Source organism: Streptomyces sp. SID11385 (assembly GCF_010548245.1).
In the GTDB taxonomy this organism is placed as follows: Bacteria; Actinomycetota; Actinomycetes; order Streptomycetales; family Streptomycetaceae; genus Streptomyces.
Genome location: NZ_JAAGLR010000251.1, coordinates 1 through 26,323 on the forward strand (window position 1 = coordinate 1; position 26,323 = coordinate 26,323).

Genomic DNA, 26,323 nt, shown 5'->3' on the forward strand with positions numbered 1-26,323 from the left:
GCGGCAGCACGGGCGCCGCCGCCGCGGGAGCGGCCGGGGCCGCCGCGCTCTCGTCGCTCGCGCAGTCCTCGACGACCGGGCTGCCCCCCGTGCCCTCGGCGATCTCGTAACCGCCGCGCGCGCACCGCTCGGTACGGCAGCGGCGCAGCGTCGTGCGGTCCCCGCCGATGAGGTGGAAGCCGTACCCCGCGCTGTCGCTCACCTTGCAGGACGTGAACGTGCCGCGCCCGTCGGCCGACACGTAGAACCCGGACTCGGCGGCGCCCGTCACCGTGCACCGCTCCACCGCGGGATCGGCGCCCTTGGTGACGATGACGCCGGTCTGCACGTCCGCGACCGCGCACCCGCTCAGCGTGCCGCCGCTGCCGTGGTCGCGGAACCACGCCCCCGTCGACGCCTTCGTGATCCGGCAGTCGTCGAGCTGGGCGATCGCCCCGTCGCTCACCGAGACCGCCGTGTTGCGCACCTGCGCCAGATCGCTGTCCACGACGTCCACGCGCGAGCCACGGTCGAGGACGAAGAGCGCGTCCGGCACGTCGTGCACGCGGCAGGAATCCAGCACCGCCGTCGCGCCGTCGCTCACCCACACCGCCGGGTAGTCGCCGGTCGAGTCGTGGATCTCGCACTGGTTGGCGTCCACGCGCGTGCCCGGGTCCCACACCGAGAGGCCGTTGCGGCCGAAGCGGCTGACGGAGGAACGGGTCAGCGTCAGGACCGAGCGCGAGCGCAGGTCCACCGCGTTCTCCGGGATGTCGTGCAGCCGGCAGTCGGCGAGCGTGAGCACCGCGTCCGTGTCGAGCGTGACGCCGTTCGCCGTCGTACGGTGCAGGGCGCAGTCCGTCAGGTACGCGGTGCCGCGCTGGCTCAGCTGGAGCGCCGAGCCCTTGATCTCGTAGATCTCGCAGCCGATCGCCTCCAGCCCGCTGCCCTCGCCCGTCACGGCGAAGCCGGCGCCCGAGGCGTGGTGCACCCGGCAGCGCTCCAGGCGCGGGTGCGCCCCGTCCCGTACCACGATCCCCGACTGGCCCGCCGCGACCACCTCGCAGTCCTCGAAGATGCCGCTCGCCCCGGCGAGCACGGCGATCCCGAGGCCCCCCGCGTTGTCCACCGTGACGGCACGCACCGTGGGCCGCGCCCCGCCGCGCACCTCCAGGCCGACGGCGGACCGCGTCATGATCCGCAGCCCCTCCAACTCGGGCGCGCTGTCCTCGACCAGCACGGCGGGCACGGCCGAGTCCTGCCCCTCGATGTGCAGCCCCTGCACGAGCGCGGCGCCGCGCACGGTGAGCGGGATGCCGTCCGTCGGCGCGATCCTGACGGGACCCGCCGCGTTGTCCACGGCGCGCAATGTCACCGCCTGCCGCACGACGAGGTTCTCCCGGTACGTGCCCGGGCCGATGCTGAGGACGTCGCCGTCCCCCGCGGCCTCCAGGGCGGCGGAGAGCGAGGCGTACTCGCCCGTGCGGCGCCGCCACCGCGACGTACCGGTGTGCGTCACCTGGACCGTGCCCTGTGCCATGTGCTGCTGTGCCCCCACCTCGTGCGTACGCGGGAAGTATGACGCGTGTCCTGCGGACCGGCGCGCGGTCCACCGTAGCGTGTGAGGACAGCGGGAGTTGACCGTGTCCGGCCCCGGGCCACCGGCACGTGCCCGGGCCCGTCGCGGCGTGCGTCCGTCAGCTTCCCGTGCCCGCGCGCCCCCAGTCCGGGCCGGTGCGCCGCCACTCCCGTTCCCAGGCCACGAGCCTCGCCCGCCGCAGCCGCCACATCAGGACCCGCCGCCCGCCCTCCAGGAGCACGACCGCCGCCGTGCCCGCGCCGACGCCCGCGAGGAAGGCGTGCGCCTCGGCGCTCGCCACGTCGAGCGGACGCGGCATCAGGCGGCCCCGCGCGTCCGTCCATACGGGGAAGCCGTCGCCCGTGCGCGGCGCGGTCAGCGGGGCGTTCGCGACACCCGTGCGGCGCACACCGTCCGGGCCCGTCCACACGGCCCGTACCCGTACCTCACCGACCCGCCCCGCCCCCGTCTCGGGATCGGTGTCGAAACGCGAGCCGCGCTCGGGGCCCAGCACCGTGGCGCTCACCCGCACCCGGTCGTGCCGCTGCTCCGCCACGGTCCGCAGCAGCGCGGCGCGCGTGTGCGAGGCGGCCTGCACCCCGGCGACCGGGACGAGGACGAGCAGCAGCAGAAGCGTCGACAGGCCGGCCCAGCCCTCGATCCGGTCGCTCGTGCGCCGCAACGGATTGTGCCGCCAGGTCCACAGCCCCACGATGGCTCGCACGACACGCCACCCCCTTCCCCGCGCGCGCCGCCCGGCGCCCGCGGTCCACGCCCCGCCGTACCCGTTCCCGGCGGGCAGCAGGCTATGCGACCGCCCCCGTGCCACTCGCCCCGACCACCGTCAGCCGGTCACCGACGCGCACCGAACCGGCCGACTCCGGCACGAGGTTCATGCCGAACATCGCCTTCCCCTCCCGCCTGCGGTGCCGCGCCAGGGTCCGCAGCGGCTCCTTGCCGCGCACCGCCGTGGCCTGGTCGACGGTCGTCACGACGCAGCGCCCGCACGGTTTCGTCACCCGGAAGAGGACCTCACCGATCCGCACGCGTTCCCAGCCGTCCTCGGCCCACGGCGCGCCGCCCGAGACGACCAGATTGGGCCGGAACCTGTTCATCGGCACCGGGCCCTCGGCGCTCAGCCCGTCCACGGCGATGAGGGAGTTGAGGGCGTCCAGCGAGGCCGTGCTCGTGAGCAGCAGCGGGTAGCCGTCCGCGAGACTCACGGTGTCGCCGGGCCGCGCGTACACGGGGTCTACGGGGCGCGCCGTCGCGGGCGCGCCGAGGTGCACGAGCCGCACGGGACGGCGCAGATACGCGGCGCACCACGCCGACGCGGCGTCCGCGGCCGGGACGACCTCCACCTTGTCGCGGAACAACTGCACGACGGCGCTCTCCCCGGCCGGGACCGGCACGTGGCACGGGGCGTGGCCCGGACCGCTCAGCACGAGCCCGCCGTCGTCCTGCCGCCGCACGTCCAGCAGCGCGAGGCGCGGTTCCTCACGCTGCGTGAGCTGCCGCCCCTCGCCGTCCACGAGCATCCACCGGCGGTCCCCGGCGAGCCCCCAGGGCTCGACGACCGCCTCGGAGACGTCGAGGGCGCGGGCCGCCTTCAGCGGATGGACATGGACGGAGACGAGCGAGACCGCGGGCATGCGCGCCATTTTCCCACCACTCACGTGCGCCTTCGTCCCCACCGGCTTCCCCCGGCGGACGCGTGGCCTGCCCGCCCCTCCGTGCCGCAGACGGCCGCCATCCGGTCGCAGCACCCCGAACGCGGCCATCCCGCCCCAGATCCCGAACGCGCGACGCCCGGCACCGCGCGCCCGGTGGGCGGCACGGTGCCGGGCGTCGCGCTTCCCGGACGGGGGCGGCTCGCGCCGCGTTCAGTACGGCCGGTAGGGGCCGCTCTGATAAGGGTCCTGGTACGGGGCCGGCGCGGGCTGCTGCGGGCGCGGGGCCGGAGGGCGCATCGTCTCGTAGCCCGTCGCGGGCTGCGGAGCGGGCCGGTAGCCGCCCTGCTGCGGCACCCCGGGGTAGCCACCGCGCTGCGGCGCGGGCTGCTGCGGGATGTACGGCTGCGGCGCGGGAGGCATCGGAGCCATGGGCTGCTGCTGCGGCGGCTGGCCGTAGTACGCCGGGGGAGGCGGGGGAACGGGGGCGGGCGCGGCCGGCAGGGCGGGCAGCGCCGGGGGGAGCGCGGGCAGGGAACTCCCGCTCGGCTCGTACAGGGACGGCACCCGGATCGGCGCGATCTGCGGTGTGCCCCGCTCCGCTACGAGCGAGTCGTAGATCGGAGTGTCCGGAAAGGACGGCGCGGAATAGTAGCCGCTGCCGTAGGTGGGGCGGGGGGAGGTCATGGCACATAAGTTAAGCCCACGATGTGCTGGTTGGGGAGACCGATAAGAAGGTTGTTTTGTGCGTCCCTGTCGGGTCCCCGCCCGCAATGCGATCGAAGGCGACCAAAACGGTCATCAGATTGCTGAAAATTAACGTGAATTGCATGTTCCCGCGGCGTTACCCGGGGTTCGCCGGGTGTCGCGCGGACCCCCGCCGGGTCCCGGTTCCGCCGGTCGGCCACCCGTCCGGGAGACCGCGTGCGGGACGCCGCTTGACCGGTCCACAGGACACGGACAGGCGACGCCCCGACACCCCCGCACGGAAGGGGAGTTCACCCCTCGCCGGCCTCCACCGCCTCCGGCGCCGCGTACGTCCTGCCCTTCCACGCCGCGCCACGCCCCCGGTAGTGCTGCACCGCCGAGTCCACCGTCATCAGCAGGTAGAGGAAGGCCGTCACGGGCAGCAGCGGCGCGAGCCACCACGGCTGCCGGTAGTAACGCAGCATCGGCAGGTACGTGCCCGCCATGACGAGCCAGGCGAGCCCGCCCGCGAGCGCCGTCGTCCCGTAACCCGTGAGCAGCCCGGCCACCAGGGCGCACGGCGGGACGAGGTACACGAGCGCGAGACCGAGCACGGTGCCGAGCAGGACCAGCGGGTTGTGCCGCAACTGCGCGTACGCGCTGCGCGAGACCATCCGCCACAGGTCGCGCAGCGCCGGGTAGGGCCGGACGCTGTCGACATGGTCGGCCAGCCCGAGCCAGATGCGGCCCCCCACCCGCTTGACCGCGCGCGACAGGGCGACGTCGTCGATCACGGACTGCCGGATCACGTCGGGGACGCCCGCCGCCTCCGCCGTCCGCGTCCGCAGCAGCACGCAGCCGCCCGCCGCCGCGGCCGTCCGCGAGGCGGGCCTGTTGACCCTGCGGAAGGGATAGAGCTGCGAGAAGAAGTAGACGAACGCGGGGACCACCATCCGCTCCCACCCGCTCGCGACCCGCAGCCGCGCCATCTGCGAGACCATGTCGAGCCCCGCCCCGTCCGCCGCCGTCACGAGACGGCGCAGGCTGTCCGGCTCGTGCGCGATGTCCGCGTCCGTGAGGAGAAGGAAGTCGGGGGAGTGCTCGCGGGCGAGCGCGATGCCGTGCCGCATCGCCCACAGCTTCCCCGTCCACCCGCGCGGCGGCTCGCCCGGCGAGACGACCCGCAACGGCAGGGCTCCCGGGCGCCGCCCCAGCTCCCGCGCCAGTTCGCCCGTCCCGTCCGTACTGCCGTCGTCGACGAGCACGACCTCCGCGCGCCCCGGGTACTCCTGCGCGAGCAGCGAGGGAAGGCTGAGCGGCAGCACCTCCGCCTCGTCGCGCGCGGGCACCACCATCGCCACCGAGGGCCACCGCTCCGGTTCCCCGCCGGTCCGCGGCAGCCGGACGTCGGTGCGCCAGAAGAGGCCCTGGGCGAGCAGCATCCACACCCAGGACACGAGGGACAGAACGGCGATCCACATGACGGCACTCACGCGCGGCAGTCTGCCACCAGCCAGGACGCCGCCCCCGACCGGACATGCGCCCGCCGCCGGGGCCGACCGGAAACGTCACCCCATGACATAAAGTGGCCGGGTGAAGATCGCGCTCCTCGATTCCGGTATCGGCCTGCTCCCCGCCGCCGCCGCGGTACGCGGCCTGCGGCCCGACGCTGACCTCGTGCTCTCCAGCGACCCGGCCTCGATGCCGTGGGGACCGCGCACCTCCGAGGACATCACGCGCCTCGCGCTCGGTGCCGCCGAGGCCGCCGCCGCGCACGAGCCCGACGCGCTCGTCGTCGCCTGCAACACCGCGTCGGTGCACGCGCTCCCCACCCTGCGCGAGCGTTTCGAGGACACCTTCCCCGTCATCGGCACCGTCCCCGCGATCAAGCCCGCCGCCGCCTTCGGCGCCCCCGTCGCGATCTGGGCCACGCCCGCCACGACCGGCAGCGCCTACCAGCGCCGCCTCATCGCCGAATTCGCGCCCGGCGGCAACGTCCACGAGGTGGCCTGCCCCGGGCTCGCCGACGCCGTGCAGCACGCCGACGAGGCCGCGACCGAGGCCGCCATCGCCGATGCCGCCGCCCGCACCCCCGCGGGCGTCCGCGTCGTCGTGCTCGGCTGCACGCACTACGAGCTGGTCGGCTCCCGTATCGCCGCGGCCCTCACCCGCCCCGGCGGGAACCCGCCCACCCTGCTCGGCTCCGCCCCCGCCGTCGCCGCGCAGGCCTTGCGCCGCGCCGCGGGCGGACCCGTGGACGTCACCCGAACGGGCGAGCTGACGGTCCTCCTCGGCGGCGTCGGGGAACCCCTGCCGCGGGAGGCGCTCGCCTACGCCGAGGGCCGCCTCCTCGCCGGGGTCGGCGCCGCGCGCTGAGGGGGCCGGGTGTGTCCGGTTCCACCGGACGCACCCGTGCGCGGGAGCCTCCCGGCGCGCCGATTCTGAGTACCCTCGGCGCCATGAGGCATCCACCCCATGACGACGCGCCCACGGGCCCGGCGGCGGCCGGCGCCCATCCCGAGGTCTGGACGGGTACCGCGACGAACCGCGTGCAATGGGTACTCGCCCTCGCCGGTGTCGCCTGTGTCGCCCTCGGCATCGCCCTCGCGGTCAACTCCACCTGGACCTCCGGCGTCGCGGCCCTCGCCATGTCGGTCGTCGGCTGTCTGCTCGCCGGGCTCCTCATCCTCTTCGGCACCCTCGCCTTCGTGAGCGTCGCCGTCCGTGTCGACCACGCGACCCTCGAAATCCGGTGCGGCCACATCGGCGTACCCCGCCGCAGCATCCCGCTCGCCCACGTCGTCGAGGCCGACTTCGCGCCCGCCGTCACCCCCCGCCAGTGGGGCGGCTACGGCTACCGCTGGCGGCCGGAACACGGCACCGCCGTCGTCGTACGCCGCGGCGAGGGCGTCGTCCTGCGCCTCGGCGACGGCCGTACCTTCACCTTCACAGTGGACGACGCCGAGTCCGCCGTGCACGAGATCCGCAGACGCCTGCACCTCTACGGCGCCCACGGCGCCCACGGAACCCCCGGCGGCCCCGGCGAGACACCCGCCGGAGCGTGACCCGGCCGGACGCGCCGACGCGGCCCGTCCCACCCGAGACCCACGCCACAGGCACACCCCCAGCCCCCCGGCCGTAAACTCCGGAGCGTGACCGTCACCCTGTCCCCACCGGACGAAGCCTCGCCGCCCGCCCCGTCGTCCCGGGGCGGGCGGCGACTGCTGCGCCTCGTGCCCGCCGCCGGCGCCGTGCTCGCCGGCGTGCTCCTGTACCTGAGCTTCCCGCCCCGTACGGTGTGGTGGCTCGCGCTCCCCGCCTTCGCCCTGCTCGCCTGGGTCCTCCACGGCCGGAGCTGGAAGGCGGGACTCGGCCTCGGCTACCTCTTCGGCCTGGGCTGCTTCCTCCCGCTCCTCGTCTGGACCGGCGTCGAGGTCGGCTCGGGCCCCTGGCTCGCGCTCGCCGCCGCCGAAGCCGTCTTCGCCGCGCTCGTCGGCGCGGGGATCGCCACCGTCTCGCGGCTGCCCGGCGCACCGCTGTGGGCGGCGGCACTGTGGACGGCGGGCGAGGCCGCCCGCGCCCGCGTCCCCTTCGGCGGCTTCCCCTGGGGCAAGGTCGCCTTCGGCCAGGCCGACGGCGTCTTCCTGCCGCTCGCCGCGCTCGGCGGCACCCCCGTGCTCGGCTTCGCCGTCGTCCTGTGCGGCTTCGGCCTGTACGCGGCCGGGCGGGCCCTGTACGAGCGCCGCGCGCGCGGCGTCCTGCCCCGTACCGCCGCGCTCACCGCCGGGGTCGCGGTCCTCCTGCCCCTCGCCGGAGCCTTCGCCTCGCGCGCGCTCGTCTCGGACGAGGCGGAGGCCGGTACGGCCCGGGTGGCGCTGATCCAGGGCAACGTCCCGCAGGCGGGCCTGGAGTTCAACGCCCAGCGCCGCGCCGTCCTCGACTACCACGTCAAGGAGACCAAGCGGCTCGCGGAGCGCGTCGACCGCGGCGAGGTCAAGCGCCCCGACTTCGTCCTGTGGCCGGAGAACTCCTCCGACATCGACCCCTTCCGGAACCCCGACGCGAGCGCGGCCATCGACAGCGCGGCCCAGGCGATCAAGGTGCCCATCTCGGTCGGGGCCGCGGTCGAGAAGGACGACGGCAAGTTCTACAACGAACAGGTGCTCTGGCTGCCCGGCAAGGGCCCCACGGCCACGTACGACAAGCGCCGCATCCAGCCCTTCGGCGAGTACATGCCGATGAGTTCGCTGATCGCCAAGATCAACGAGTCCTGGGTGTCGATGTCCTCGGACTTCACCCCCGGCACGAAGCCCGGCGTCTTCACCATCGACGGCACCCGCGTCGGCATCGCCACCTGTTACGAGGCCGCCTTCGACGGGACCGTGCGCGACACCGTCACCCACGGCGCCGAGCTGATCTCCGTCCCCAGCAACAACGCGACGTTCGACCGCAGCGAGATGACCTACCAGCAGCTCGCCATGTCCCGCGTCCGCGCCGTCGAGCACAGCCGCAGCGTCACCGTGCCGGTCACGAGCGGCGTCAGCGCCGTCATCCGCCCCGACGGGAAGATCGTCCAGCGCACCGGCATGTTCGTCCCCGCGACACTCGTCGACGACGTCCCGCTCCGTACGTCCAGGACCCCGGCGACGCGGCTGGGCATCGCCCCGGAGATGGCCCTCGTCGTGGTCGCGGCCGGCGGTCTCGCCTGGGCGATCACGCGGGGCGTACGGGGGCGCCGCGCCGCCTGAACCCCGAGCGCCTGTTCGTGGGGGCCTCCGTCCGGTGCGGGGCCCCCACCAGCCGCACCCTCTGCCGGCGCCCCCGATAGGGTCGGAGGTATGCCCACTCCGGAATTCATCCTCGGCCTGCGCGAGAAGATCGGCCAGGATCTTCTCCTCCTGCCCGGCGTCAACGGCGTCGTCCTCGACGACGCGGGACGCCTCCTCCTGGGGCGCCGCGCCGACACCGGCAGATGGGCACTGCCCGCCGGGATCTGCGAACCGGACGAACAGCCCGCCGAGACCATCGTCCGCGAGGTCCTGGAGGAGACCGGCGTGCACTGCGAGGCCGAACGCCTCGTCCTCGTCGAGACCCTCAAGCCGATCGTCTACCCCAACGGCGACCGCTGCCAGTTCCTCGACATCACCTTCCGCTGCCGCGCCACGGGCGGCGAGGCGTTCGTCGCCGACGAGGAGTCCCTGGAGGTCGCCTGGTTCGCGCTCGACGCCCTCCCGCCCCTGGAGCGCTTCTCGCTCTTCCGCATCGAGCGCGCGCTCGACGCGGGCGAGTCCGCGTGGTTCGCGCGCACCCAGGCCGAGGTGGACGACCGGAACGCCGCGGCGCTCTGAGCCGGTGCGAGCCGCCCGCCTCCTGCGCATGGCCCTGCTCATCCAGTCCTCGCCCGGCCTCACCGCCGCCGCGCTCGCCCGTGAGCTGGAGGTCTCCGAACGCACCGTGATCCGCGACGCGCGGGCGCTCCAGGAGGCGGGCATCCCGGTACGGGCCGAGCGCGGCCGGGCGGGCGGCTACCACCTCGCCCCCGGGCACCGCACCCGGCTCACGAGCCTGCACCCCACCGAGGCCGAGACCCTCTACCTCGGCGGACTGCCCACCGCGCTCGCCGACCTCGGCCTCGCCCAGGCGGCGGGCACCGCGCGCCTCAAACTCGCCGCCACCCTGCTCCCCTCACTGCGCGCCGCCGCCGAGTCCTCCGTCCGCCGCTTCCACCTCGACGCCCCCGCCTGGTTCCGCGAACCGGCCGCGCCCCCGCTCCTCCCCGCCCTCGCCCGCGCCGTGTGGGACGACCGCACGGTCCGCCTCGGCTACGCGCGCCCCGCGCGCGAGGACCGCCCCGCCCGCACCGTCCGCCGCGACTACGAGCCCTACGGGCTCGTCCTCAAAGCCGGGGTCTGGTACGTGGTCGGACGGGTCCCCGGCGAGGGCACCCGCACCGCCGCGTGGCGCACCTACCGCGTCGAACGCCTCACCGCGCTCGAACCGGGCGAGCCCTTCACGCGCCTGGCCCCCTTCGACCTCGCCGCGCACTGGCGCACCGAGGCGGAGCGCTTCGCCCGCGCCCTGCCGCGCACCCCCGTCACGCTGCGCCTGACCCCCGAGGGCCTGCGCCGCCTGCCCGCCGCGCTCGGCCCCGCGAGCACGGAGACCCTGGCACCCGGCACGCCGGAACCGGACGGACGCGTCACCGTCACGGTCCGCACCGAGTCCGAGGACATCGCCTTCGACCAGCTCGCCCCGCTCGGCGCCGCCGCCGAAGTCCTCGCCCCGCCCGCTCTGCGCGCCCGCTTCACGGCGCACGCCCGGGCCCTCGCGGAGCGCTACCGGACGGCCCCCTGAGCGCCGGCCCGGCACGCGTCTCACGACGCGGCCGTGCCGCGCCGCTCCCTGAAGAACGCCCTCAAGTCCTCCGCCAGAAGCTCCGGTTCCTCCCACGCCGCGAAATGCCCACCCCGCGGCATGACCGTGTAGCGCGCGACATCGAGGGTGCGTTCCGCCCAGCGGCGCGGCGGACGCGTCAGGTCGGCCGGGAAGACGGCGACGCCGGCGGGGACGGGGGCACGCGTGACGCGACGGGTCAGACCCTGGTCGTACTCCCAATACGGCAGGAACGAGGTCGAGATCGTGTCCGTGAACCAGTACAGCGACGCCTGCGTCAGGACGTAGTCGTCGCTCAGCCCGGCCCCCGGCCCACCGCCGCCGTCCGTCCAGGCGCGGTACTTCTCCACGAGCCACGCGAGCAGCCCGGCGGGGGAGTCGGCGAGGGCCGGGCTCAAGGTGAGCGGGCGCGTGCTCTGCTCGTGCTGGTAGCCGCCCTCGCTCCGCTGCCACCGCGCGACCTCGTCGAGATACGCGCGCTCCTCCGCGTCCAGGTCCCGCGGCTCCGCCGGGGCGGGCACCGCGAGCACGTGGATGCCGGTGACCTCCTCGGGGTACGCCTCCGCGAGCCGCGCGGTGATGCCCGCGCCGAGGTCGCCGCCGTGCGCTCCGTACCGGGCGAAGCCGAGGTGCTCGCGCATCAGGCGGTGCCACACCTCGTGCGTCTGCTGCGGACCGCCCGGCGCGGGACGCGGCGGTGAGAAAGCGTAGCCGGGGAGCGAGGGCACGATGACCGTAAAGGCGTCGCGGGGTTCGCCGCCGTGACGCGTGGGCTCGGCGAGGCGGCGGGCGAGCGGGACGAGTTCGAGCACGGAGCTGGGCCAGCCGTGCGTCAGGACCAGCGGCAGCGCGTCCGCCCGCTCGGCGTCGAACCGCAGGTAGTGCACCGGAGTGCCGTCGATATCGGCGAAGTGCGAGGGGAGCGCGTTGAGTTCGGCCTCGCGGGCGCGCCAGTCGAAGCCCTCCGCCCAGTACGTGACGAGCCGCCGCAGCTCGGCGGGCTCGGTGCCCGCGGCCCACGGCGCGACCCCCGGCCAGGCCCGGGGCAGCCGCGCGGCGCGCAAGCGGGCCCGCAAGTCCTCGAGCGCGGCGTCGGGGACGGAGAGGAGGGGGCGGTCGAGCACGGGAGGCTCCGGGAGGTTCGTGCCGGTGGGGGTCAGGCGGGCAGGTCGAGGAGTCCGGCGAGCGCGGCGCGCGTGCTCTCCTCGGGCTCGGGCGTCGGGGCGAGCAGGGCGTGCAGGATCAGCCCCTCCAGGAACGCGTCGACGCGGCCCGCCGCCACGGGGCCGGTGAAGCGGGCGAGGACGGCGCGGCTCGCCGCCGTCCACTCCTCGGTGAGCGCCCGCAAGGCCGGATCGCGCAGCGCGGCGAGGTGCAGCTCGAAGCCGAGGACGGCGCTGCGCCGCCGCTCCCTCACCTCCCGCACCTGCGCGACGAGCACGTCGAGCAGCCCCGCACGGTCCCGCACCTCGGCGAAGGCGGCGGCGAACTCCTCGGCGCGCAGCGCGACATAGCGCGCGAAGGCGGCGGCCTGGAGCTCGGCGAGGCTCGCGAAGTGGTACGTGACGGAGCCGAGCGGTACGTCGGCCCGCGCGGCCACCTTGCGGTGGGTGATCCCGGCGGCGCCGTCGCTCACGAGCACGTCGAGCGTCGCGTCGAGCACCCGCGTCCTGCGCGCGGGATCGTGCCTGCGCGGGCGCCGTCGCGCACCGTTCGTCCGGCTGTCCTCCTGCTCCATAAGAACAAATGTACAACATGGATGTACGGAAGGGTGCGAAGGGTGGAGCGGGGTGGGGGAGTGGTGCCGGAAAGCGCGTCATGTCCCTTTGGGGAAAGGCCACTTGTGGATCGCTTTGGTGTCTCCGTGGGGCGCCCTTGGCACTTCCCAGACCAACGCATGGACCCCACGTGAACACTTGATCGACAGAGTGAACGGTGCGTGCGGCCGTGTCCTGGAAGACCGCACCTCATCCCTCCGTCACCCCAGGGGGTTTCATGAGACCTGTCCGTCCCCGTTCGCGCGCCGCGCTGGTGCGGGCCGCCGCGCTGCCGCTGGCCGTCGGGTGTCTCGCGCTCGCCGTCCCCGCGGCGTCCGCCGACTCCGGCCACTCCGCGACGCGCCAGACCCTCGCCGGACTCACTCCGCACTGGGCCAAGGACTCCGCCGACCGCGGCGCCCTGTCCGCGGGCAAGCAGCTCACCGTCCGCGTCTACCTGGCCGGGCGTGACGCGGCGGGCCTCGCCCGCTACGCCACCGAGGTCTCCGACCCCTCCTCGCCCGCCTACGGCAAGTACCTCACCGCGCGGCAGACGCAGGAGCGCTTCGGCGCCGACGCGCGGCAGATCAGCGAGATCACCTCCTGGCTGCACGGCGCCGGTCTCAAGGTCACCGACCGGAACCAGAACTACCTGACCGTCAGCGGCCGGGCCTCCGCCGTCGAGCGCGCCTTCTCCACCAAGCTGCACAACTACGCGCGTAGCGGCCACACCTACCACGCGCCGCTCTCGGCCCCCTCCGTGCCGGCCTCGCTGCACGGCGCCGTCCTCACCGTGACGGGCCTCGACAACGCCCCGCACAAGGCGCGGCACGACGAGACGCTGCCCCCGCCGGACGCCGTCTTCCGCAACGCCGGGCCCTTCTCCACGTACTTCGGCTCGAAGACGAACAAGAAGCTGCCCTCGGCCTTCGGCTCGAAGGCCCCGTACGCCGTCAAGGGCTACACGGGCAAGCAGCTGCGTGCGGCGTACGGCGCGGGCAAGGAGACCGGCAAGGGCGTCACCGTCGCCATCACCGACGCCTACGCCTCGCCCACCATCGCCGCCGACGCGAGCCAGTACGCGAAGCGCAACGGCGACCAGAAGTACCGCAAGGGCCAGCTCACCCAGGTCCTGCCCACGGACTACAACAGCATCGAGGAGTGCGGCGCCTCCGGCTGGTACGGCGAGGAGACCCTCGACGTCGAGGCCGTGCACGCCGTCGCCCCGGACGCGAACATCGTCTACGCCGGTGCCGCGTCCTGCTACGACGACGACCTGCTCGACTCGCTCGGCAAGATCGTCGACGGGCGTCTCGCCGACATCGTCTCCAACTCCTGGGGCGACCTGGAGTCGAACGAGACGACGGCCAGCGCCGCAGCCTACGACCAGGTCTTCCAGCGCGGCGCGGTCGAGGGCATCGGCTTCTACTTCTCCTCCGGCGACGACGGCGACAACGTCGCGTCGAGCGGGACGAAGCAGGTCGACATGCCGGTCAACTCCGCGTGGGTCACCGCCGTCGGCGGCACCTCGCTCGCGGTCGGCAAGGGCGACAAGTACCAGTGGGAGACCGGCTGGGGCACGCAGAACGCCCCGCTCGCCGCCGACGGCGACTCCTGGACCGGTTTCCCCGGCGCCTACACCTCGGGCGCGGGCGGCGGCACCAGCAAGCTCGTCGAGCAGCCCTTCTACCAGCGGGGAGTGGTGCCGGGGAAGCTCGCCAAGGCCAACGGCGAGCAGGCCATGCGCACCGTGCCGGACATCGCGGCGGTCGGCGACCCGAACACCGGCTTCCTCGTGGGCCAGACGCAGACCTTCCCGGACGGTTCGCTCCAGTACGACGAGTACCGCATCGGCGGCACCTCGCTGTCCGCCCCTGTCGTCGCCGGTGTGCAGGCCCTCGCGCAGCAGGCGCAGCACGGTGTCCCGATCGGCTTCGCCAACCCGGCGATCTACGACCGGTACGGCACCTCGGCCTACCACGACGTCACCGACAGCCCGCTGGGCCAGGGCAAGGGGCTCGCGGTCGTCCGCACCGACTACGTCAACGGCTACGACGACAGCGCCGGTACGAAGACCACGCTGCGGGTCCTCGGCAAGGACGCCTCGCTCAAGGCGGTTCCCGGCTACGACGACGTCACCGGCGTCGGCACCCCGGCCGGCGGCTACCTGAAGTCCTTCCGCAGGCGCTGAACCCGCGCCGGGCCGCCTCCCCGGCCCGGTGCCGCCCGCCCGGCCCCGGTACGCCCCGCGCGTACCGGGGCCGGGCGGTTTCCGGGCCCGTTCTAGGGTGGCCGCACCGAGCAAGCCGGAGGAGACGTCATGCCAGGTCAGCAAGTCACCGTGGTCACGGGCGGCAGCAGGGGGATCGGCGCCGCCGTCGTCGCCCGCCTCGCCGCCGACGGGCACCACGTCGCCGTGGGGTACCACACGGGCCGCGAGGAGGCCGAGGCCGTCGCCGAGGCCGCGCGGGCGGAGGGCGTGAAGGCCGTCGCCGTCGGCGGGGACACGGCGGACGAGGCGGACGTCGAGCGGCTCTTCGACGTCGCGGCGAGGGAACTCGGCCCCGTCACCGGGCTCGTCAACAACGCGGGCATCAGCGGCCCGATCGGCCGGCTCGCCGACGCGGACGCCGCCGGGATGCGCCGCGCCCTGGACGTCAACATCCTGGGCTGTCTGCTGTGCGCGCGCCGCGTGGTGCGCGACTGGGAGCGCGACGGCGTCGGCGGAGCGATCGTCAACATCTCCTCCGGCGCCGCGACGCTCGGCTCGCCCGGCGAGTTCATCCACTACGCGGCGAGCAAGGCCGCCGTCGACGCGCTCACCATCGGCCTCTCCAAGGAGGTCGGCCCCTCCGGCATCCGCGTCAACTCCGTCGCCCCCGGCGCCGTGGTGAGCGACTTCCACCCCGACCCCGAGCGCCCGGCGCGGATGGCCGCCGGGGTCCCGCTGCGCCGCGTCGGCGAACTCTCCGAGATCGCCGCGGCCGTCGCCTGGTTCCTGTCGCCCGAGTCCTCGTACGCGACCGGGGCGGTCCTGCGGGTGACGGGGGGCCGCTGAGCGGAGCCGGTACGCGCTGCCCCGCCCCGTCCCCGTACCGCCGCCCCCGCCACGGCACGGGCCGGGGCCCGGCCACCGTCCGGCGAAGGTGACCGGGCCCCGGCTGTCCTCGGGGGAGGGGGTACCGGGCCGCTTACGGCCAGGACACCACCTGCGAGGGGATCGTGTCGGAGCCCGAGGTGGCGCCGCCGACATCGTTGATGACGTGGTTGTACTGGCCCATGCCGCCGAGCGAGACCACGAGCAGGTCGTGGAACTTCACGCCCGGATGGGACGGGGCCTGGAAACCGTTGTCCTGCTGGATCGAGGAGTCGGCGGTGAAGTTGCAGTAACTGCCGAGCCCCCAGCCCTCGTGGGTCTGCACCGAGTCCGCGACCTTGTACGCCGCGAAGCCCTTCGTGGTGCCGTCCTGGACCGCGGCCTGGTTCGGCGCGTCGTACGCCTTCTCGTTCTGGAAGAAGATCGTGCGCCCGCGCTCACCGTTCCACAGCACGTCGTACTTGTTGAAGTGCTCGACGAACAGACCCGTCGCGAGGACGTCGTCGCCGTTCACCGTGAACCCGTAGTCCGCGCGGTTGGTCTCCCAGCCGACCCCGTCGCCGTGGTCGGCCCGCCAGATCCAGGTGTGGTCGATGATCGTGTCGTCGCTGTTGATCACCATGCCGTTGTCCGTCTTGCCGGGGCCGGCGCCGCCGACCCGGATGAAGACGTCCTGGAGCGAGGTGGGGTTCGCCGCGTGATCGGTGTGCGTCCCCTTCGTGCCGACCTCGACGAGCGCGTCCGACTTGGTGGTGCCCGCGTCCACGAGGAGACCGGCCACCTTCACGCCGTCCACGTCGCCGACGCGCAGCGCGGTCGCGCCGCCGTCCGGCACGATCGTCGCGTAGCCGAGGCCGAGCACGACCGTGTCGGGACGGTTGATCTCGATCGGCTTGTCCACGTGGTACACGCCGGGCGTGAAGAGCAGGTGCAGGCCCTGCTCGACGGCCTGGTTGATCGTGTCGGCGCTCGTACCCGGCTTGACCACGTAGAACTGGTCGAGCGAGAGCGACTCGCCCGCCGGGTTGCCACCCTCCCAGGTGGTGCCGCGCGCGTTCTCGCGCTTGGCGGGGACGAACACCTTGTAGTCGTTCCCGTCCAGATACAGGAACGGCTTCTCACGTGAGACGGGCGTCGAGTCCAAGGTGGTGTACGGCGGCTCGGGGAAGCCCTGCGCCGGGGCGCCGTTCACCCCCGAGAACACCATGTTCCACACGCCGTTGGTCCACCCGCCGACCGTGCTGTCACGCGTGTACCACTGCTGCTGCGAGTACGGGCCGACCTCGCCGTCGATCTTGCTGTCGGCGATGTAGCCGCCACTGGCCCAGCCGTACCCGTCGGGGGCGAGGTTGAGCCCGCCCTTGACGTGCATCCGGCGGAACGGCGCGGCCTGCGCGACGGCCCAGCGGTCCGTGCCGTTGACGGGGTTGAGCGCCAGGTTCTCCGCCGAACGCCAGAAGTTCTGCGTGGCGTTGCCGTTGAACCAGCCCGCGTCCACGGTGACGTCACCGTTGAAGGTGGTGTCGTCCGGGCTCAGGCCCAGCCCGGATATCGAGGTGTAGAAGCCGAGTTGGACATTGAGGTTGTCGTACGTACCGGGCTTGAACAGAAGCTGGTAGCGCCCGTCGCCGAACTGGGCGGACTCCTGCTGCTTGAAGATCGTGTCGACCTGACCCTGGATATCGGGGGTCGAGGGGTCGAAGACCTTCACGTTCGGCCCCAGGTCCCCGCCGCCCGGCAGGTCCGCGGCCGTCGCCTGCCCCGTGGGTGCGAGCAGGAACAACGGCGTGAGCAGGGCCGAGACGGTGGTGAGTACGGTCGCGCGGCGCCGGCCGCGCGAACGGGGGGACCCGGTGGTTCTGTGGGGAGAACCGGTGGGGGGATCGGTGCGGGACTTCGTGGGGGGAAAGGGCATCTGCGCCACTCCAAGGGTCGCGGACTGTGCGTGACGATGCTTCACCGCTGTTACGAACACGTCAAGTCCTGTGCACGGATGGGTTTTTGGCCCCCCATTGCCTTCAACTCCTGTTTCCCGGTTCCTTGTTATCCAGGGCGATTCGCAGGGGATTGAGGCCCTTCACGGCCCGCCGCGCGCCCCTCGTGCCTTCGGCTTCCGATCGATGAAGCCGTACGGGCGAGCAACCGCCCCCCGCCCCGCTCGTTGTGCCCGGCGGGCGGCACCCCCGCCCCCACCAGCGCACTCGACGACGAGGACGGAGCCCCGCCCGTATGGCCGCACTCACCCCCCTCGAACACGCACCGCTCCCCGAGCACCTCTCCGCACCCCCCGAAACCGCCCCGCCCGCCCCTTCCGCACCCCCGCGCCCGCGCCGCCGCGGCCTCCTCGGCGCCCTCCTCGCCCTCACCGGCCTCGCCGGGACCGCGGGCGCCCTCACCCCGCTCCTGCGCACCACCGGAGCGCCCCCCTCACCGGCCCCCGGGCCCCGAGCCGCCGAGACCTACCGGGGCAGGGAACTCGCGTACGGCCCCGACTGGGCCACGATCGACGGCCGCGCTCTGCACCTCATGCCCCGCGCGGGCGGCGGCTTCGTCAGCGCCGTCGACCACTTCACCCCGTACCCCAGCCCCCGGGCGGCGGCCCGCGCCGCCGTCGACGAACTCGGCGGCGCCCGGCTCAGCACCCCCGCCCACGGCGCCTGACGCGCGGCCGAGCGACCCGCAGGAGGGACCGCCCGATGACGTACACCCGCAAGAACCAGCGCGACCTGAGCGCCGCCGAGCGCGCGCGCTTCGTCGCCGCCGTGCTCGCGCTCAAACGCTCAGGACGCTACGACGACTACGTCCGCACCCACATCCGCTACTACACCTCCGACGGCTCGAAGGGCCTGCGCGCCGCCCACATGACGCCCTCCTTCCTGCCCTGGCACCGCCGGTTCCTGCTGGAGTTCGAACGCGACCTGCGCAAGATCGACGCGCGCGTCACCGTCCCCTACTGGGACTGGACGAAGGACCGCACCGCCAAGGCCGCCCTGTGGCGCGACGACTTCCTCGGCGGGAACGGGCGCGCCTCCGACCAGCAGGTCACCACCGGGGCCTTCGCCCACGCGCACGGCGACTGGACCCTCACCGAGTCCACCGACGACCGCCCCTACCTGCGCCGCGCCTTCGGCCGCCCCCAGGACCCCATGGACCTGCCCACCGTCCGGGACCTGGACGAGGCCGCCTCCGACCCCACGTACGACTCCCCGCCCTGGGACTCCACCGCCTCCCGCGGCTTCCGCAACAAACTGGAGGGCTGGGGCACGGGCCGGGGCAACGCCCGCTGGCGCAACCACAACCGCGTCCACCGCTGGGTCGGCGGCACGATGCTCAGCGGCGCCTCGCCCAACGATCCCGTCTTCTGGCTCCACCACGCCTTCGTCGACCTCGTCTGGTCCCGCTGGCAGCACGCCCACCCCGGCTCCGGCTACCTGCCCGACCGGCCGCTCCCGCTCGGCAACTCCCAGCGGGGCCGCGTCCCGACGCTGGAGGACCCCATGCCGCCGTGGCACGTGAAACCCTCGGAACTGCTCGACCACAGCCGGATCTACCGGTACGCCTGACCGCGGACGCGCGGACGCGCGGACGCGCGGACACGCGGACGCGCAGACACGCGGCGGCCCCGGAGCGCGAGCACGCTCCGGGGCCGTTCCTCGTCACCGCCGGGGTCCGACCGGGCCGCACGGGGGCCCGGTCGGACCGCCGTCACACGGGGCCGGGTGGCTCAGCTGCCGTAGCCCTCGTCGCCGTAGCCACCGTGGTCGTGGCCACCGTCGACGTTGGCGCACGTGTTGCCGAACGCCGGGTTGAGCAGGCCGATGACGTCGATCGTGTTGCCGCACAGGTTCACGGGGAGGTGGATCGGGACCTGCACGGCGTTGCCCGAGAGGACGCCCGGGGAACCGGCGGCCAGGCCCTGGGCACCGGCGTCGGCGGCGGCGAGGCCCGCGCCGGACGCGACCAGGGCACCCGTGCCCGCGAGAACGGCGGCGGTCTTCGCGATACGCGACATGTCTGTGTTCCTTCCAAGAGGCAGCGGCCACACCCCGTGACCGCTGTGTCCTCTCCAACGCGCGGGCACACGACGGGTCACGCTCCGCGCCGCCGCGTGTGGCAGTCGGGTGACGGAGCCCCCTCCCGCCCGCGCCCGCCGGGCCGCGAGGCACCCGCCCCCGCACTCTTGACCCGGCACCACGGCCCCCGCACCACCCATGACCAGCAGCGGGACGCCCGCGCCCGCGCCGGCCCGCCGGACGCCCGCCCCACCGCGTACCCAGGAAAGGAAGCCCGTGCCCCCAGCGGAGAACACCCCCGCCGAGCCCCGCTTGAGCGCCGAGACCCCCCACCACTCGGACCTCACCCTCCGTGTCAACGGCACCGAGTACGACGTTCCCGCCCTCGACCACCGCACCGCGCTCCTCGACCTGCTGCGCGAACACCTGGACCTCACTGGCACCAAGAAGGGCTGCGACCACGGCCAGTGCGGCGCGTGCACCGTGCTCCTCGGCGGACGGCGCGTCAACAGCTGCCTCGTCCTCGCCGTCACGTGCCAGGACGCCGAGGTCACCACCGTCGAGGGCCTCGCGGACGGGGAGCGGCTCCACCCGCTCCAGGAGGCGTTCCTCGCCCACGACGCCTACCAGTGCGGCTACTGCACACCCGGACAACTGTGCTCCGCGCTCGGCGTCCTCGCCGAGGCCGAGGCCGGACACCCCTCGCTCGTCACCCCGCCAGGGCGCCCGCCCGGGCCCGTACCGCTGGACGCCGCCGAGATCCGCGAACGGCTCAGCGGCAACCTGTGCCGCTGCGGCGCCTACCCGCACCTCGTGGCCGCCGTCGAGGAGGTGGCCCGGTGAAACCCTTCGGCTACGTCCGCGCCCGCACCGTCCCCGAGGCGATCGAGGCCCACACGAGCGCACCGGCGGCCCGCTACCTCGGCGGCGGCACCAACCTCGTCGACCTCATGAAACTCGGCGTCGAGACCCCCGCGATCCTCGTCGACATCAGCGCCCTGCCCCTCGACACCGTCGAGACCACCCCGGAGGGCGGCCTGCGCGTCGGCGCCAACGTCCGCAACAGCGACCTCGCCGCGCACCCCCGCGTCCGCGCCCACTGGCCCGTCCTCTCCCAGGCGCTCCTCGCCGGAGCCTCCGGGCAGCTCCGCAACGCCGCCACGACCGGCGGCAACCTCCTCCAGCGCACCCGCTGCCCCTACTTCCAGAACCTCGCCCAGCCCTGCAACAAACGCGCCCCCGGCAGCGGTTGCGCTGCCGTCGAGGGCCACAGCCGCGATCTCGCGATCCTCGGCGCCTCCCCGTCCTGTCTCGCGACGCACCCCTCCGACATGGCCGTCGCCCTCGCCGCGCTCGACGCCGAACTCACCGTCGAGGGAGCCGAAGGCACCCGTACCCTCCCCGTCACCGCACTCCACCGGCTGCCGGGCGCCCACCCCGAACGCGACACGACCCTCGCCCCCGGCGAACTCATCACCGCCGTCACGCTGCCGCCCGCGACCGCCGGAGCCCCCTCGGCGTACCGCAAGGCCCGCGACCGCGCCTCCTACGCCTTCGCCCTCGTCTCGGTCGCCGCCGCCTTGCGCCTCGACCCCGACGGCACCGTCCGGCAGGCCAGGCTCGCCTTCGGCGGCGTCGCGCCCCGGCCCTGGCGAGCCCTGCGCGCCGAGGACGTCCTCACCGGGGCGCGCGCCGACGAGGAGACCTTCCGCCGCGCCGCCGACGCCGAACTCGCCCAGGCGGACCCCCAGCCCGACAACGCCTTCAAGGTCCCCCTCGCCAGGGAACTCGCCGTCGCGACCCTCGCCGACCTCGCCACCGCCCACAGCGCCCCGGAGCCGCAGCCGTGAACACCCCCGCCCCCGTCCTCGGCACCGGCGTCCCGCGCGCGGAGGGCCGCGCCAAGGTCACCGGGACCGCCCGCTACGCCGCCGAGCACCTCCCCTCCCGCCTCGCCCACGCCTGGCCCGTCCCCGCCGGCATCGCCTCCGGACGCGTCACCGCCGTGCACGACGCCGAGGTCCTGCGCCTGCCCGGGGTCCTCGCCGTCCTCAGCCACGAGAACGCCCGCTCCCTCGCCGTACCCGACGACCCCACGCTGCACGTCCTCCAGGACCCGCGCGTCCCGCACTTCGGCTGGTACGTCGCCGTCGTCGTCGCCGAGACCCTGGAGGCGGCCCGCGCCGGTGCGCTCGCCCTGCGCGTCGACTACGAGACCGACCCGCACGACGTGGAACTGCGCCCGGGACACACCGGCATCTACCGCCCGCACGACGCGAACGGCGGCAACCCCACCGACCGCGAACGCGGCGACTTCGCCGACGCCTTCGCCGGCGCCCCCGTCCGCGTCGACCGCACCTACCGCATCCCCCCGCTCCACAACCACCCCATGGAGCCGCACGCGAGCGTCGCCACGTGGGACGCGGGCCGGCTCGTCGTCCACGACAGCAGCCAGGGCACCAACGCCGTGCGCACCGCCCTCGCCACGCTCTTCGGCATGCCCGAGGAGGACATCACCGTCCACTCCCCGCACGTCGGCGGCGGCTTCGGCTCCAAGGGCACCCCGCGCCCGCAGCCCGTGCTCGCCGCCCTCGCGGCCCTGCACGTCGGGCGACCCGTCAAACTCGCCCTGCCCCGCCGCCAGTTGCCCGCCGTCGTCGGGCATCGCGCCCCGACCCTGCACCGCGTGCGGCTCGGCGCCGCCGAGGACGGCACGATCAGCGCCCTGGCCCACGAGATCATCACGCACACCTCGCGGATCAAGGAGTTCGTCGAACAGGCCGCCGTCCCCGCCCGCGTCATGTACACCTCGCCGCACAGCCGCACGACCCACCGCGTCCTGCCCCTCGACGTCCCCAGCCCCTCCTGGATGCGCGCCCCCGGCGAGGCCTCCGGCATGTTCGCGCTCGAATCGGCGATGGACGAACTCGCCGAGGCCGCCGGGATCGACCCCGTCGCGCTACGGGTGCGCAACGAGCCCGAAGCGGAGCCCGACTCGGGCCGCCCCTTCAGCAGCCGCCACCTCGTCGAGTGCCTGCGCGAAGGCGCGGAGCGCTTCGGCTGGCACACCCGCGACCCGCGCCCCGGCGTGCGCCGCGAGGGCCGCCTCCTGCTCGGCACCGGCGTGGCGGCGGCGACGTACCCGGTCCTCGTCTCGCCGTCGACGGCCGAGGTCACCGCCCGCCCCGACGGGACGTACGCGGTACGGATCAACGCCACCGACATCGGTACGGGCGCCCGCACCGTCCTCGCGCAGATCGCCGCCGACACGCTCGGCGCCCCGCTCGACCGCGTCACGCTCGCCCTCGGCGACAGCGACCTGCCCCGCGCCCCGCTCGCGGGCGGCTCCTCCGGCACGGCGTCCTGGGGCTGGGCCGTCCACCAGGCGTGCACGGAACTCCTCGAAGCCCTCGGCGAGTCCGGCGGCTCCGTACCCGCCGAAGGGCTCACCGTCGCCTCCGACACGACCGACCTCGCGGGCGCCGAGTCCCCGTACGCGCGCCACGCCTTCGGCGCGCACTTCGCCGAGGTGCAGGTCGACACCGTGACCGGCGAGGTGCGCGCCCGGCGCCTCCTCGGCCACTACGCGGCGGGCCGCATCCTCAACTCGCGCACCGCGCGCTCCCAGTTCAGGGGCGGCATGGTCATGGGCCTCGGCATGGCCCTCACCGAGGGCAGCTCGCTCGACCCGGCCTCGGGCGCCTTCGTCGAGGCCGACCTCGCCGCCTACCACGTACCGGCCTGCGCCGACACGCCGGACATCGAGGCGGACTGGCTCGACGAGGAGGACCCGCACCTCAACCCGATGGGCAGCAAGGGCATCGGCGAGATCGGCATCGTCGGCACCGCCGCCGCCCTCGCCAACGCCGTCCACCACGCCACGGGCGTCCGCTTCAGGGACCTGCCGCTCACGCCGGACAAGATCCTCGCGGGACTGGCGGGGGAGGAGACGGCGGGGGCCTGACCACGCGGACGGGAGCGGGGCCGCCCGATCACCCTCGGGGGCCCCGCTCCCGTACCGCCCTCGCCTGTTCCCGGAGGACCGCTCAGTCCTCGGGGCCCTCCCACACCGTCGTCACGTTGCAGAACTCCTTGATCCCGTGCCCCGCCAGCTCGCGCCCGTACCCCGAGCGCTTGACGCCGCCGAAGGGGAGCGCCGGGTGCGAGGCCGTCATGCCGTTGAAGAACACCCCGCCCGCCTCGATGTCGCGCACGCAGCGCTCCTTCTCGGCGGCGTCCCGCGTCCACACGTTGGAACTGAGCCCGAACGACGTGTCGTTGGCGAGCCGGATGCCCTCGTCCAGGTCGGCGAAGCGGTAGAGCGTCGCGACCGGGCCGAAGGTCTCCTCGCGGTGGATACGCATCTTCGGGGTGACGTCCGCGAGCACCGTCGGCTCGTAGAACCAGCCCGCCGCGCGGTCCTCGGGCCGCTTCCCGCCGGTCAGGACCCGCGCGCCCTTCGCGACCGCGTCGTCCACCAGCTCCTCCAGGTCCGCCCGGCCCTGCTCGCTGGAGAGCGGCCCCACGTCCGTGTTCTCGTCCATCGGGTCGCCGACCCGCAGCGCCGCGACACCCGCGACGAAAGCGCGCGCGAACTCCTCGTACACGTCCGCGTGCACGAGGAACCGCTTCGCCGCGATGCACGACTGCCCGTTGTTCTGCACGCGCGCCGTCACCGCCGTCCGGGCCGCCTTGGCGACATCGGCCGAGGACAGGACGAGGTACGGGTCGCTGCCGCCCAGCTCCAGGACCGTCTTCTTGATCTCGTCACCCGCGATCGAGGCGACCGAGCGTCCGGCCGGCTCGCTGCCCGTGAGCGTCGCCGCCTTCACGCGCGGATCGCGCAGGATCGCCTCGATCGCCGACGAGGGCACCAGGAGCGACTGGAAGGCGCCCTCGGGGAAGCCCGCCCGGCGGAAGAGATCGCCCAGGTAGAGGGCCGTGCGCGGGACGTTCGACGCGTGCTTGAGCAGCCCCACGTTCCCCGCCATCAGCGCGGGCGCGGCGAAGCGCACGACCTGCCACAGCGGGAAGTTCCACGGCATGACCGCGAGGACGACGCCGAGCGGCCGGTACACGACCCGCGCGGCGCGCGCCCCAGAGTCCGCCACGTCGCCCTGCTCCGGGTGCTCGTCGGCGAGGAGTTTCCCGGCGCGGTCCGCGTACCAGCGCATCGCCTTGACGCACTTCGCCGCCTCCGCGCGCGCCGCCGCGTACGTCTTGCCCATCTCCAGGGTCATCGTCCGCCCGATCTCCGCCTCCTCCTTCTCCAGGAGGTCGGCGGCGGCGCGCAGCAGCCGCGCGCGCTCGGCGAAGGACGTCGTACGGTACGTGGCGAACGTGCGGTCCGCGAGCGCGAGCCGCCGTTCCACCTCGTCCCCGGACAGCGCCTCGAACGTCTCGACCGTCTCGCCGTCGACCGGGTTCACCGTCGCGATGGGCATGGCTCTCCTCCTGGCAGGTACTCGTCCTCTCCCACGCTCGCGCGCCTGCCACGGGCGTGCAAACGGGGCCGTACGGGACACCTGCCCCGCGTGCGGCACCGAATGCCCCGGCCGCCTCAGCCCAGGTGCTCCAGGAGCCGGTCCACGAACGCGCCCTGCGCCTTCACGAGTTTTTCGCGCGCCGCGTCGGGAGCGAACCACCCGACCCGGTCCAGTTCGGGGAACTCCTGGCGGCGACCCGAGCGCGGCGGCCACTCCATCGTGAACGTCCCCGGGCGCAGCGCCGCCGGGTCGAAGTCCCCGCGCACGGCCCACACCGTCACGTGCTTGCCGCCGCCCTGCCGGATCTCGCCGAGCGGCGTGTACGGGCCCGGCGGGGGAGGGGCGCCCAGCTCCTCGGTGAACTCGCGCACCGCCGCGTCGAGGGGCGCTTCCTCCTCGTCGTACTCGCCCTTCGGGACCGACCAGGCCCCCGCGTCCTTGCGCGCCCACAGCGGCCCGCCCATGTGCCCGAGCAGCACCTGGAGCGCCGCTTCGTCCGTCGTGCGGTGCACCAGCAGGCCCGCGCTGCGCCGAATCGCCATGCGCCCAGTCTCCCGCCGGGGACCGTGCCCCGCACGGGCCCCGGCACGACGCCTCCTCCACGGCGGCCGTACGGGGCGCGGCCCTGGCGCGGCGCCCCGGCCCGCGCGCACGGCCGCCCTACACTCCGGGCCCATGACAACGAAGCCGGCCGACCCCACGTACACCGTCGTGCTCAAGCCCCAGATCACCGACGAGGCGGGGCACCTCGACCACGGCACGGAACTGCGCCGCGCCGTCGTCCGCCCGACGGGCGCCGAGGGGACGAGCGGCTATCCGCGCTTCGCGGGCGAGGGCGTCGAGGCCGACATCAATCCCGAGAACGACGTGGTCGAGGCGGTCACGGTCGACAACGAGGAACTGCCCATCGGCTGGATCGCCGAGGCGCTGCCGGGGGAGCGGCGGAGCTGAGACTCACCGTCCCCACACCCTCCTGCGCAGCCACCACACCAGCGCGCCCACGCCGCCCGCCGCGACGAGCGCGATCCCCGCGTCGAAGGCGCCCGGCGAGTCCCGCTCCGCCTTCGCGCTGCCGCCGAGCCCGCCCCGCACCCCGCCCTTCGGCATCTCGCCGGGCACGCCCGCCGGGGACTCCGCCATTCCCGCGTCCGCGTACGGGTCGGCGGGCGACGCGCTCGCCGTCGCGGACCCGCTCGGACGCGGCACCGGTGCGTCCTTGGCCCCCGTGCCCGTGCCCGTGCCCTCCGGCTCCGGCGTCACGGTCGGGGACGGCAGGGGTCCCGGCACCCGGACCGCGGCCCCGCTCAGCCGCGTACCGTCGGCGCACCGCACGCGCGCCACGTACCGCCCGTCGTCGACCGCGAGCCACGAGGCGGTACGGGTACGGCCGCCGGGCGCCAGGTCCACCGCGTACCCCGCGTCCGCCGCGCCGCGTCCTTCGGGGACGAGGGTCGCCGTGCCGCCCCGGGGGCACGCCGAGGTCGTGAGACGGACCGTCGAGCCCTGCGCGCGGACCGTCACGGGGTCCCGGACCGGGGCGCCGTCCGCGTGGGCGCGGGGGGTGAACGTCAGCAGGGCGCAGGCGCCCAGCACGGTCGCTGTCAGGGAAGTCGCGCTAGGCATGGGGACCGTCCTCGGGCGCGGCACGGCGGCGCCCGGGCG

Annotated in this window: 25 protein-coding genes; 13 read left to right on the plus strand and 12 right to left on the minus strand. The window is 74.4% G+C overall.

Going from position 1 to position 26,323, the window contains the following annotated elements; translation table 11 throughout:
* From G3I42_RS07590 to G3I42_RS07610, 5 genes are all read right to left on the minus strand, one after another.
* Positions 1 to 1,519: right-handed parallel beta-helix repeat-containing protein (locus G3I42_RS07590; RefSeq protein WP_203606495.1), on the minus strand; the 1,519-nt coding region annotated here is incomplete at its 3' end.
* A gap of 157 nt (positions 1,520 to 1,676) precedes the next feature.
* A complete protein-coding gene (locus G3I42_RS07595; RefSeq protein WP_164283591.1) occupies positions 1,677 to 2,282 on the minus strand; it encodes a hypothetical protein in 606 nt (201 codons plus the stop codon).
* A gap of 82 nt (positions 2,283 to 2,364) precedes the next feature.
* Positions 2,365 to 3,210 carry an MOSC N-terminal beta barrel domain-containing protein gene (locus G3I42_RS07600; RefSeq protein WP_164283593.1) on the minus strand — a complete coding sequence of 282 codons (846 nt, stop codon included), beginning with the start codon at positions 3,208 to 3,210 and terminating at the stop codon, positions 2,365 to 2,367.
* Positions 3,211 to 3,441: 231 nt separating this feature from the next.
* On the minus strand, positions 3,442 to 3,915 hold the full coding sequence (locus tag G3I42_RS07605) for a DUF6643 family protein (RefSeq protein ID WP_164283595.1): 474 nt from the start codon (positions 3,913 to 3,915) through the stop codon (positions 3,442 to 3,444).
* A gap of 311 nt (positions 3,916 to 4,226) precedes the next feature.
* Positions 4,227 to 5,396: a glycosyltransferase gene (locus tag G3I42_RS07610; RefSeq protein ID WP_164283635.1), complete on the minus strand. Its 1,170-nt coding sequence runs from the start codon at positions 5,394 to 5,396 to the stop codon at positions 4,227 to 4,229.
* Between the two features lie 112 nt (positions 5,397 to 5,508).
* On the opposite strand from G3I42_RS07610, the gene G3I42_RS07615 reads away from it, so the two are divergent.
* The 5 genes from G3I42_RS07615 (at position 5,509) to G3I42_RS07635 (ending at position 10,269) form a co-directional block, all read left to right on the plus strand.
* The gene (locus tag G3I42_RS07615; RefSeq protein ID WP_164283597.1) at positions 5,509 to 6,291 is read left to right on the plus strand and encodes an aspartate/glutamate racemase family protein; all 783 of its coding nucleotides are present in this window, start codon (positions 5,509 to 5,511) and stop codon (positions 6,289 to 6,291) included.
* Between the two features lie 83 nt (positions 6,292 to 6,374).
* Complete coding sequence (locus G3I42_RS07620; protein WP_164283599.1) at positions 6,375 to 6,980, plus strand: hypothetical protein; 606 nt, start codon at positions 6,375 to 6,377, stop codon at positions 6,978 to 6,980.
* Between the two features lie 87 nt (positions 6,981 to 7,067).
* On the plus strand, positions 7,068 to 8,663 hold the full coding sequence (lnt, locus tag G3I42_RS07625; protein WP_164283601.1) for an apolipoprotein N-acyltransferase: 1,596 nt from the start codon (positions 7,068 to 7,070) through the stop codon (positions 8,661 to 8,663).
* Positions 8,664 to 8,753: 90 nt separating this feature from the next.
* On the plus strand, positions 8,754 to 9,263 hold the full coding sequence (locus G3I42_RS07630; RefSeq protein WP_164283603.1) for an NUDIX domain-containing protein: 510 nt from the start codon (positions 8,754 to 8,756) through the stop codon (positions 9,261 to 9,263).
* A 4-nt stretch (positions 9,264 to 9,267) separates the two neighbouring features.
* Positions 9,268 to 10,269: a WYL domain-containing protein gene (locus G3I42_RS07635; protein WP_164283605.1), complete on the plus strand. Its 1,002-nt coding sequence runs from the start codon at positions 9,268 to 9,270 to the stop codon at positions 10,267 to 10,269.
* Between the two features lie 20 nt (positions 10,270 to 10,289).
* On the opposite strand, the gene G3I42_RS07640 is transcribed toward G3I42_RS07635, so the two are convergent.
* Together G3I42_RS07640 and G3I42_RS07645 are read right to left on the minus strand one after the other, a co-directional pair.
* A complete protein-coding gene (locus tag G3I42_RS07640) occupies positions 10,290 to 11,432 on the minus strand; it encodes an epoxide hydrolase family protein (protein WP_164283607.1) in 1,143 nt (380 codons plus the stop codon).
* 32 nt (positions 11,433 to 11,464) lie between these two features.
* Positions 11,465 to 12,046: a TetR family transcriptional regulator gene (locus G3I42_RS07645; protein ID WP_164283609.1), complete on the minus strand. Its 582-nt coding sequence runs from the start codon at positions 12,044 to 12,046 to the stop codon at positions 11,465 to 11,467.
* A 257-nt stretch (positions 12,047 to 12,303) separates the two neighbouring features.
* On the opposite strand from G3I42_RS07645, the gene G3I42_RS07650 reads away from it, so the two are divergent.
* Together G3I42_RS07650 and G3I42_RS07655 are read left to right on the plus strand one after the other, a co-directional pair.
* Entirely contained in the window at positions 12,304 to 14,256 is a 1,953-nt protein-coding gene (locus tag G3I42_RS07650; RefSeq protein WP_164283611.1) for a S53 family peptidase, read from the plus strand.
* A gap of 129 nt (positions 14,257 to 14,385) precedes the next feature.
* Positions 14,386 to 15,123: an SDR family oxidoreductase gene (locus tag G3I42_RS07655; protein ID WP_164283613.1), complete on the plus strand. Its 738-nt coding sequence runs from the start codon at positions 14,386 to 14,388 to the stop codon at positions 15,121 to 15,123.
* A gap of 133 nt (positions 15,124 to 15,256) precedes the next feature.
* Here the strand turns inward: G3I42_RS07655 and G3I42_RS07660 are convergent, their stop codons facing one another.
* Positions 15,257 to 17,077 (minus strand): coagulation factor 5/8 type domain-containing protein, encoded by a 1,821-nt coding sequence (locus tag G3I42_RS07660; protein ID WP_239096320.1) that lies wholly within the window; start codon positions 17,075 to 17,077, stop codon positions 15,257 to 15,259.
* 314 nt (positions 17,078 to 17,391) lie between these two features.
* Here G3I42_RS07660 and G3I42_RS07665 point away from each other — a divergent pair, with 314 nt between their 5' ends.
* Together G3I42_RS07665 and G3I42_RS07670 are read left to right on the plus strand one after the other, a co-directional pair.
* Complete coding sequence (locus tag G3I42_RS07665) at positions 17,392 to 17,823, plus strand: tyrosinase family oxidase copper chaperone (RefSeq protein ID WP_164283615.1); 432 nt, start codon at positions 17,392 to 17,394, stop codon at positions 17,821 to 17,823.
* Between the two features lie 35 nt (positions 17,824 to 17,858).
* Complete coding sequence (locus tag G3I42_RS07670) at positions 17,859 to 18,725, plus strand: tyrosinase family protein (RefSeq protein WP_164283617.1); 867 nt, start codon at positions 17,859 to 17,861, stop codon at positions 18,723 to 18,725.
* 161 nt (positions 18,726 to 18,886) lie between these two features.
* Here G3I42_RS07670 and G3I42_RS07675 read toward each other — a convergent pair whose 3' ends face one another.
* A complete protein-coding gene (locus tag G3I42_RS07675; RefSeq protein ID WP_164283619.1) occupies positions 18,887 to 19,174 on the minus strand; it encodes a chaplin in 288 nt (95 codons plus the stop codon).
* Between the two features lie 277 nt (positions 19,175 to 19,451).
* Here G3I42_RS07675 and G3I42_RS07680 point away from each other — a divergent pair, with 277 nt between their 5' ends.
* Genes G3I42_RS07680 through G3I42_RS07690 form a run of 3 tightly spaced genes read left to right on the plus strand, consistent with a single transcriptional unit; the run spans position 19,452 to position 23,139 of the window.
* The gene (locus G3I42_RS07680; protein ID WP_164283621.1) at positions 19,452 to 20,018 is read left to right on the plus strand and encodes a 2Fe-2S iron-sulfur cluster-binding protein; all 567 of its coding nucleotides are present in this window, start codon (positions 19,452 to 19,454) and stop codon (positions 20,016 to 20,018) included.
* Positions 20,015 to 21,025 (plus strand): xanthine dehydrogenase family protein subunit M, encoded by a 1,011-nt coding sequence (locus G3I42_RS07685; protein WP_164283623.1) that lies wholly within the window; start codon positions 20,015 to 20,017, stop codon positions 21,023 to 21,025. Before G3I42_RS07680 ends, G3I42_RS07685 begins: the two co-directional genes overlap by 4 nt.
* On the plus strand, positions 21,022 to 23,139 hold the full coding sequence (locus G3I42_RS07690) for a xanthine dehydrogenase family protein molybdopterin-binding subunit (RefSeq protein ID WP_164283625.1): 2,118 nt from the start codon (positions 21,022 to 21,024) through the stop codon (positions 23,137 to 23,139). The genes G3I42_RS07685 and G3I42_RS07690 overlap by 4 nt, the downstream gene beginning before the upstream one ends.
* 82 nt (positions 23,140 to 23,221) lie before the next feature.
* Here the strand turns inward: G3I42_RS07690 and G3I42_RS07695 are convergent, their stop codons facing one another.
* Entirely contained in the window at positions 23,222 to 24,619 is a 1,398-nt protein-coding gene (locus G3I42_RS07695; RefSeq protein ID WP_164283627.1) for an NADP-dependent succinic semialdehyde dehydrogenase, read from the minus strand.
* Positions 24,620 to 24,735: 116 nt separating this feature from the next.
* Entirely contained in the window at positions 24,736 to 25,203 is a 468-nt protein-coding gene (locus tag G3I42_RS07700) for an NUDIX domain-containing protein (protein WP_164283629.1), read from the minus strand.
* Between the two features lie 133 nt (positions 25,204 to 25,336).
* Between G3I42_RS07700 and G3I42_RS07705 the strand changes: the two genes are divergently transcribed.
* A complete protein-coding gene (locus tag G3I42_RS07705; RefSeq protein WP_164283631.1) occupies positions 25,337 to 25,612 on the plus strand; it encodes a hypothetical protein in 276 nt (91 codons plus the stop codon).
* 3 nt (positions 25,613 to 25,615) lie between these two features.
* Here the strand turns inward: G3I42_RS07705 and G3I42_RS07710 are convergent, their stop codons facing one another.
* The gene (locus tag G3I42_RS07710; RefSeq protein WP_164283633.1) at positions 25,616 to 26,284 is read right to left on the minus strand and encodes a serine/threonine protein kinase; all 669 of its coding nucleotides are present in this window, start codon (positions 26,282 to 26,284) and stop codon (positions 25,616 to 25,618) included.
* Between the last annotated feature and the right edge of the window lie 39 nt (positions 26,285 to 26,323).

Excerpts from the sequence above, each read along its gene's own strand:
- G3I42_RS07600 (WP_164283593.1), bottom strand. The coding sequence starts at position 3,210 with ATGCCCGCGGTCTCGCTCGTCTCCGTCCATGTCCATCCGCTGAAGGCG.
- G3I42_RS07605 (WP_164283595.1), bottom strand. The coding sequence starts at position 3,915 with ATGACCTCCCCCCGCCCCACCTACGGCAGCGGCTACTATTCCGCGCCG.
- G3I42_RS07610 (WP_164283635.1), bottom strand. The coding sequence starts at position 5,396 with ATGTGGATCGCCGTTCTGTCCCTCGTGTCCTGGGTGTGGATGCTGCTC.
- G3I42_RS07620 (WP_164283599.1), top strand. The coding sequence starts at position 6,375 with ATGAGGCATCCACCCCATGACGACGCGCCCACGGGCCCGGCGGCGGCC.
- G3I42_RS07630 (WP_164283603.1), top strand. The coding sequence starts at position 8,754 with ATGCCCACTCCGGAATTCATCCTCGGCCTGCGCGAGAAGATCGGCCAG.
- G3I42_RS07645 (WP_164283609.1), bottom strand. The coding sequence starts at position 12,046 with ATGGAGCAGGAGGACAGCCGGACGAACGGTGCGCGACGGCGCCCGCGC.
- G3I42_RS07650 (WP_164283611.1), top strand. The coding sequence starts at position 12,304 with ATGAGACCTGTCCGTCCCCGTTCGCGCGCCGCGCTGGTGCGGGCCGCC.
- G3I42_RS07655 (WP_164283613.1), top strand. The coding sequence starts at position 14,386 with ATGCCAGGTCAGCAAGTCACCGTGGTCACGGGCGGCAGCAGGGGGATC.
- G3I42_RS07660 (WP_239096320.1), bottom strand. The coding sequence starts at position 17,077 with ATGCCCTTTCCCCCCACGAAGTCCCGCACCGATCCCCCCACCGGTTCT.
- G3I42_RS07665 (WP_164283615.1), top strand. The coding sequence starts at position 17,392 with ATGGCCGCACTCACCCCCCTCGAACACGCACCGCTCCCCGAGCACCTC.
- G3I42_RS07670 (WP_164283617.1), top strand. The coding sequence starts at position 17,859 with ATGACGTACACCCGCAAGAACCAGCGCGACCTGAGCGCCGCCGAGCGC.
- G3I42_RS07675 (WP_164283619.1), bottom strand. The coding sequence starts at position 19,174 with ATGTCGCGTATCGCGAAGACCGCCGCCGTTCTCGCGGGCACGGGTGCC.
- G3I42_RS07695 (WP_164283627.1), bottom strand. The coding sequence starts at position 24,619 with ATGCCCATCGCGACGGTGAACCCGGTCGACGGCGAGACGGTCGAGACG.
- G3I42_RS07700 (WP_164283629.1), bottom strand. The coding sequence starts at position 25,203 with ATGGCGATTCGGCGCAGCGCGGGCCTGCTGGTGCACCGCACGACGGAC.
- G3I42_RS07705 (WP_164283631.1), top strand. The coding sequence starts at position 25,337 with ATGACAACGAAGCCGGCCGACCCCACGTACACCGTCGTGCTCAAGCCC.
- G3I42_RS07710 (WP_164283633.1), bottom strand. The coding sequence starts at position 26,284 with ATGCCTAGCGCGACTTCCCTGACAGCGACCGTGCTGGGCGCCTGCGCC.